This window comes from Duganella callida, assembly GCF_004614165.1.
Classification (GTDB): domain Bacteria; phylum Pseudomonadota; class Gammaproteobacteria; order Burkholderiales; family Burkholderiaceae_D; genus Rugamonas; species Rugamonas callida.
The window spans coordinates 1-6,023 of the sequence record NZ_SPVG01000043.1; the positions used below are offsets into that span (position 1 = coordinate 1).

General features: G+C 67.6%; 5 protein-coding genes and 1 pseudogene. 4 read left to right on the forward strand and 2 right to left on the reverse strand.

Going from position 1 to position 6,023, the window contains the following annotated elements:
- The 4 genes and pseudogenes from E4L98_RS04865 to E4L98_RS04880 form a co-directional block, all read left to right on the forward strand.
- Nucleotides 1–800: pseudogene (locus tag E4L98_RS04865) on the forward strand (DNA polymerase III subunit gamma/tau); the annotation flags it as partial.
- Between the two features lie 37 nt (nt 801–837).
- Nucleotides 838–1,164 carry a YbaB/EbfC family nucleoid-associated protein gene (locus E4L98_RS04870; RefSeq protein WP_135200448.1) on the forward strand — a complete coding sequence of 109 codons (327 nt, stop codon included), beginning with the start codon at nt 838–840 and terminating at the stop codon, nt 1,162–1,164.
- Between the two features lie 3 nt (nt 1,165–1,167).
- Complete coding sequence (gene recR, locus E4L98_RS04875; protein WP_135200449.1) at nt 1,168–1,758, forward strand: recombination mediator RecR; 591 nt, start codon at nt 1,168–1,170, stop codon at nt 1,756–1,758.
- On the forward strand, nt 1,755–2,972 hold the full coding sequence (locus E4L98_RS04880; RefSeq protein ID WP_135200450.1) for a CaiB/BaiF CoA transferase family protein: 1,218 nt from the start codon (nt 1,755–1,757) through the stop codon (nt 2,970–2,972). Before recR ends, E4L98_RS04880 begins: the two co-directional genes overlap by 4 nt.
- Nucleotides 2,973–3,039: 67 nt before the next feature.
- On the opposite strand, the gene E4L98_RS04885 is transcribed toward E4L98_RS04880, so the two are convergent.
- Entirely contained in the window at nt 3,040–5,175 is a 2,136-nt protein-coding gene (locus E4L98_RS04885) for a putative bifunctional diguanylate cyclase/phosphodiesterase (protein WP_135200451.1), read from the reverse strand.
- 2 nt (nt 5,176–5,177) lie between these two features.
- Entirely contained in the window at nt 5,178–5,981 is an 804-nt protein-coding gene (locus E4L98_RS04890) for a response regulator (protein WP_307722084.1), read from the reverse strand.
- Between the last annotated feature and the right edge of the window lie 42 nt (nt 5,982–6,023).

Consider the following 6,023-nt stretch of genomic DNA (forward strand, 5'->3'; position numbering starts at 1 on the left):
CCGCCGCGTCAGCCTACCCCGCACCAGGCGGTCAGGCTGCCGCGCCGGCACGCCCTGCGCCATGGGAGGACATGCCGCCTGCCGCCACCATGGGCAGTGCCGAGGCCGCCGTTCTGGAAGCCCCGCCGCGCGCGCAGACCACGCCGCAACACGCTGCCCCCCAGTCCCGTCAGCAACCAGCCGCCGCGGAGGATGACCTACCGCCCTGGGTGACTGAATTTTCCGACGACACGGCCGTTGCCGCGCCGTCGCCAGCGTACTCGGCGCATCCTTACGCACCACAAGCGGCCACGGCGCAGCCGGACGATCCGCACGCGATCGCCATGCCGGCCCGCGCCGCCGCCGCGCCGGCCAAGGCGCCGTATGCCTACGCGATCACGCCGGTGCCCGAACTGAACTGGGACGGCAACTGGCCGGCCGTCGCCGCCGCGCTGCCCTTGCGCGGCACCGCCCAGCAGCTGGCCATGCAGGCCGAGCTGGTCCGCTGCAGCCTGGACGGCAACGCCGCCGTGTTCGCGCTGCGTGTGCCGATCGAAACCTGGCGCACGCCGGGCAACGTGGAAAAACTGACCGCCGCGCTGACCGAGCGCTTCGGCCGCGCCGTGCGCGTGGACACCGAACTGGGCGCCGTCTGGTACACCGCCAGCGCCGAGGCGCAGGCCTACCGCGAAGCCTGCCAGCGCGCGGCCGAAGAAACCGTCGCCAACGATCCCTTCGTCAACAGCCTGATCCGCGAATTCGACGCCTGGGTGGTCCCGGGCACCATCGTGCCGCCGCAGACCAATGCTGCCGCCGCGTGATCCCCTCTTTTAACTTAGTACCACGGAGAACTCCATCATGATGAAAAACCAACTGGCCGGCCTGATGAAACAAGCCCAGGCAATGCAGGACAACATGAAAAAGGCCCAGGAATCGCTGGCCCTGATCGAAGTCGAAGGCCAGTCGGGCGCCGGCCTGGTCAAGGTGGTGATGACCTGCAAGAACGACGTCAAGCGCGTGTCGATCGACCCGTCGCTGCTGGCCGACGACAAGGACATGCTGGAAGACCTGGTCGCCGCCGCCTTCAACGACGCCGTGCGCAAGGCCGAAGCCACCGCCGCCGAAAAAATGGGCGGCCTGACCGCCGGCATGAACCTGCCGGCCGGCTTCAAGATGCCGTTCTAAGGCATGTCCAAGTCGCTGGAATTTCTGACGGAAGCATTGCGCCGTCTGCCCGGCGTCGGCCCCAAGTCGGCGCAGCGGATGGCGTTTCACTTGCTGCAGCATGACCGCGAAGGCGCGGACATGCTGTCGCGCGCGCTGCACCAGGCGGTCAACGCCGTGCACCACTGCGCATTGTGTAATACCTTCACCGAAGAAGAGGTGTGCGACACCTGCAGCGACGAACAGCGCGAGCGCCAGCTGCTGTGCGTGGTCGAGACGCCGGCCGATCAGCTGATGATCGAGCAGACCTTGACCTACAAGGGCCTGTATTTCGTCTTGATGGGCCGGCTGTCGCCGCTGGACGGCATCGGCCCGCGCGACATCCACCTGGAAAAGCTGGTGGCGCGCGCGGCCGACGGGCTGGTCACCGAAGTGGTGCTGGCCACCAATTTCACCAACGAGGGCGAAGCCACCGCCCACTACATCAGCGAGATGCTGAAGGCGCGCGGCCTCAAGGTCAGCCGCCTGGCGCGCGGCGTGCCGGTCGGCGGCGAACTCGAATACGTGGATGCCGGCACCATCGCCCGCGCCATGCTGGATCGACGGACGACATGACCAGGTCAAACAGCGCCGGGCCACTGGCCGGCATCAAGGTACTGGAACTGGGCACGCTGATCGCGGGACCGTTTTGTGCGCGCATGCTGGCCGAGTTCGGCGCTGAGGTGATCAAGATCGAGTCGCCCGACGGCGGCGACCCGATCCGCAAATGGCGCGTGCTGAAGGACGGCACCTCGCTGTGGTGGTCGGTCCAGTCGCGCAATAAAAAATCGCTGACGCTGAACATGAAGCACGCGCGCGGCCGCGAGATCGCGCGCCAGCTGGCGCTGGAAGCCGACATCATCATCGAGAACTACCGTCCCGGCGTGCTGGAGAAGTGGGAGCTCGGCTATGAACAGCTGAAGGCGATCGACCCATCGACCATCATGGTGCGCCTGTCGGGCTTTGGCCAGACCGGACCGATGAAGGATTTGCCGGGTTTCGGCGCCATCGGCGAATCGATGGGCGGCCTGCGCTATGTGTCCGGCCATGCCGACCGGCCGCCGGTGCGCGTCGGCGTGTCGATCGGCGATTCCGTCGCGGCGTTGCATGGTGTGATCGGCGCCATGATGGCGCTGCGCCACCGCGACGCCACCGGCGGCAAGCTGCAAGGCGAGGGCCAGATGGTCGACGTGGCGTTGTATGAGTCGGTGTTCAACCTGATGGAATCGCTGGTGCCCGAGTTCGACCACGCGGGCGTGGTGCGCGAGCGCACCGGCGGCTCGCTGCCGGGCATCGTGCCGTCGAACACCTACACCACGCGCGACGGCGAGAACATCGTCATTGCCGGCAATGGCGACGCCATCTTCAAGCGGCTGATGCTGGCCATGGGCCGCATCGACCTGGCCGGCGATCCCGAACTGGAGCGCAACGACGGCCGCGTGCGCCACACGCAGAAGATCGACGACGCCATCCAGGCCTGGTGCGACACGCAGGACATCGACAGCGCGCTGACGGTGCTGAAGGCGGCCGACGTCCCTGCCGGCAGGATTTACTCGGTGCGCGACATGATGAGCGACCCGCAATTCCTGGCGCGCGAGATGTTCGAGCAGCACCACTTTGCCGACGGCACGCCGGTCAAGCTGCCGGCCATCTCGCCCAAGCTGTCGGCCACGCCGGGCCAGACCAAATGGATAGGCCCGGCCCTGGGCCAGCACAACGACGAAGTGTTGCAAGCGCTCGGCTACAGCGCCGCCGACATCGCCGCCATGAAGCAGGATGGCGTGCTGTGACTTTGATCCGGGAAGGTGGATCGTGATTTTTGGCGGCGGATTGCCAATGCAATCAGAGTGATGTTGATCAGGTGGTAGCCAGCTCGGGCTGGCTGGAGAGCATGCGCTGGACGCTGTCGGGCGGGGAGGGGTGGCCCAGGTGATACCCTTGGACCATGTCGCAGCCGTATTGTTCCAGCAGCTGCAGTTGCGCGTCGGTTTCCACGCCTTCCGCCACCACCGCCATCTTCAGGCCGTGCGCCATGGCGATGATGGCGCGGGTGATGGCGGCGTTCTCGGAATCGGCCGGCAGGCCGCTGATGAAGCTCTTGTCGATCTTGAGCGCGCGCACGTCGAAGCGTTTGAGATAATTCATCGACGAGTAGCCGGTGCCGAAATCGTCGATCGACAGGTAGACGCCGATGCCGCGCAACTGCTCCAGCGTGACCATGGTGGCGCGCGCGTCGTCCATCAGCGTGCCCTCGGTCAGTTCCAGTTCCAGCAGTTCGGCCGGCAGGCCGCTGTCGTGCAGCGCCGAGAGGACGATCTGCGTCAGGTTCTCGTCCTTGAATTGCTTGGCCGACAGGTTGACCGCCACCCGCACCGGCCGCCGCCGTGGATGCTGCCAGCCGGTCGCCTGCTTGCAGGCGGTGCGCAGCACCCATTCGCCGATCGGCACGATCAGGCCGGTTTCCTCGGCCAGCGGGATGAACTCGGTCGGCGAGATGATGCCGCGCTCGGGGTGGCGCCAGCGCACCAGCGCCTCGAAGCCGACGATCTGGCTGCTGGCGACGTCGATCTGCGGCTGGTACAGCAGGTACAGTTCATCGTTCTGCAGCGCCTTGCGCAAGCCCACTTCCAGCTTGACGTGGCTCATGATCTGCATGGTCAGCGACGAGCTGTACAGCTTGGCGTTGTTCTTGCCGCAGTTCTTGGCGTGGTACATGGCGGTGTCGGCATACTTGAGCAGCGAATTGCAATCCTCGCCGTCTTCCGGATACAGCGAGATGCCGATGCTGGCGGTGACGAAGATTTCGTGCGCGTCCAGCAGGAACGGGCGGCGCATGGCTTCCTTGACGCGGTGGGCGACGTTGAGGGCGTTTTCCACGCGTTCCAGGTCCGGGATCAAAATGGTGAATTCGTCGCCGCCCAGCCGCGCCAGGTTGGCCGCGGGCTCGGCGCGCGAGACCAGGTCGCCCGGGCGCGTGGTTTCGCGCAGGCGCTCCGACACCGCCTTCAGCAGATGGTCGCCGACATCGTGGCCCAGCGTGTCGTTGATGCGCTTGAAGGCGTCCAGGTCCATGAACAGCACCGCGAACTTCTTGCCGGCCTTGCGCGAACGCACCAGCTCGGCCTCCAGCGTTTCCAGGAACGCCTGGCGGTTGGGGATGCCGGTCAGGCTGTCGCAGTACGCCAGGCGGCGGATCTGCTCCTCGCTGCGCTTGCGCTCGCTGATATCGCGCACCAGGCCCAGCACCTCGTCCGGGCCGGTGGCCACCAGCCGCGCCTCGAAATGCCGCACCGGCTGCGGCGCCGGATGCTCGCCGTGGCGCGCGCGCGGCGCCGGACCGGGCAGTTCGTAATCGAGTGAGCGGATGTGCTGGGTGTCCAGCACCTGCCGCACTTCCTCGTGCATGCGCTCGGCAATGTCGGCCGGCATCACCTGGTGCAGATGGCGGCCCACGCACAGCTCGGTGGCGAACACATTGCTGGCCTCGTGGCCCTGCTCGTAATCGAGGTAGTAGCCGTCGCGGTTCATGCGGAAGAAGCTGTCCGGAATGGCGGCCAGCACGGCGCGGTGCTGGGCGTCGGCGATGCGCAGGCGGCTGATGGCGTCGCTGGCGCGCAGCACGTACAGCACGCGGTGGCCGAGGATGGGCCAGTTGATCGGCTTGGAGACGAAGTCGGTGGCGCCGGCCTCGTAGGCGCGGGTCACCGATTCCAGCTCGTCGCCGCCGGTGACCATGATGACGGGCGTGGCGGCGGCGGGCGATTCGCGCCGGCGGATTTCGCGGCACACGCTGAAGCCGTCCAGGCCCGGCATGTCGACATCGAGCAGCACCAGGTCGGGCGCCAGGCGCTGGTAACAGTCGACCGCCTGCAAGCCATCCTCGGCCTCGGCGGCGTCGAGGCCGACCTGGGCCAGCATTTCCAGCATCAGCAGGCGCATGGTGGGATCGTCGTCGGCGACCAGCACCAGGCCGCGCTTGGGGGAAGTTGCCATGTTCAGGTTTCCTTTTCCAGGAGGGCTCCCAACGCCTGCCGCGCGGCCTGGAAAGAGCGTTCCATGTCAGCCAGCAGGGGGGCGGCGCCGGCGGTGGTGTGGTTGCGTCCCAGTTGCTCGAGTTCCTTGCAGCGCTGGGCGAGCGCCAGCGCGCCGACGTTGGCGCTGCTGGACTTCAGGCTGTGCGCGGTCTTGCGCAGCTGCTCGGCGTCGCCGCCGGCCAGCGCCTGGCGCAACGCGGCGAGCTGGGCCGGGGTGTCGCGCAGGAAGGCGTGCAGCACGCGCTCGAGCAGGGCGTCGCCATGGCCGGGACTGAGCGCGCGGATGTTGTCCAGCGCCTGACGGCTGATCACGTCCTCGCCGGCCGGCACCGCCTCGGGCGAGGGCGCGGCGGCGCGCGGCAGGTTGATCCAGCGCGCCAGCGTCTGCCCCAGCGCCTGCTGGGTGAAGGGCTTGCTCAGGTAATCGTCCATGCCGGCCGCCAGGCACGATTCGCGGTCGCCCTGCAGCGCGTTGGCGGTGATGGCGATGATGGGCAGGCTGCGCGCGCGCCCGCGCTGCTGTTCATGGCGGCGGATTTCGCTGGTGGCGGCGAAACCGTCCATCACCGGCATCTGGCAATCCATCAGCACCACGTCGAAATCGTCGGCCTGCACCGAGTGCAGCGCTTCCTCGCCGTTGCTGGCGCGGCTGACGTCCAGGCCCAGCCCTTCCAGCATGGCGCTGGCCACTTCCACGTTGACCGGATTGTCTTCGGCCAGCAGCACCTTGCGGCCGCGGCGGCCGCGCTGGCCGAGCGCGGACACCGGCGGCGCCAGTGGCGCGACGGCCGCCGTAAAGCCTGTCTA

Coding starts and splice junctions, on each gene's coding strand:
- E4L98_RS04870 (WP_135200448.1), top strand. CDS start 838: ATGATGAAAAACCAACTGGCCGGCCTGATGAAACAAGCCCAGGCAATG.
- recR (WP_135200449.1), top strand. CDS start 1,168: ATGTCCAAGTCGCTGGAATTTCTGACGGAAGCATTGCGCCGTCTGCCC.
- E4L98_RS04880 (WP_135200450.1), top strand. CDS start 1,755: ATGACCAGGTCAAACAGCGCCGGGCCACTGGCCGGCATCAAGGTACTG.
- E4L98_RS04885 (WP_135200451.1), bottom strand. CDS start 5,175: ATGGCAACTTCCCCCAAGCGCGGCCTGGTGCTGGTCGCCGACGACGAT.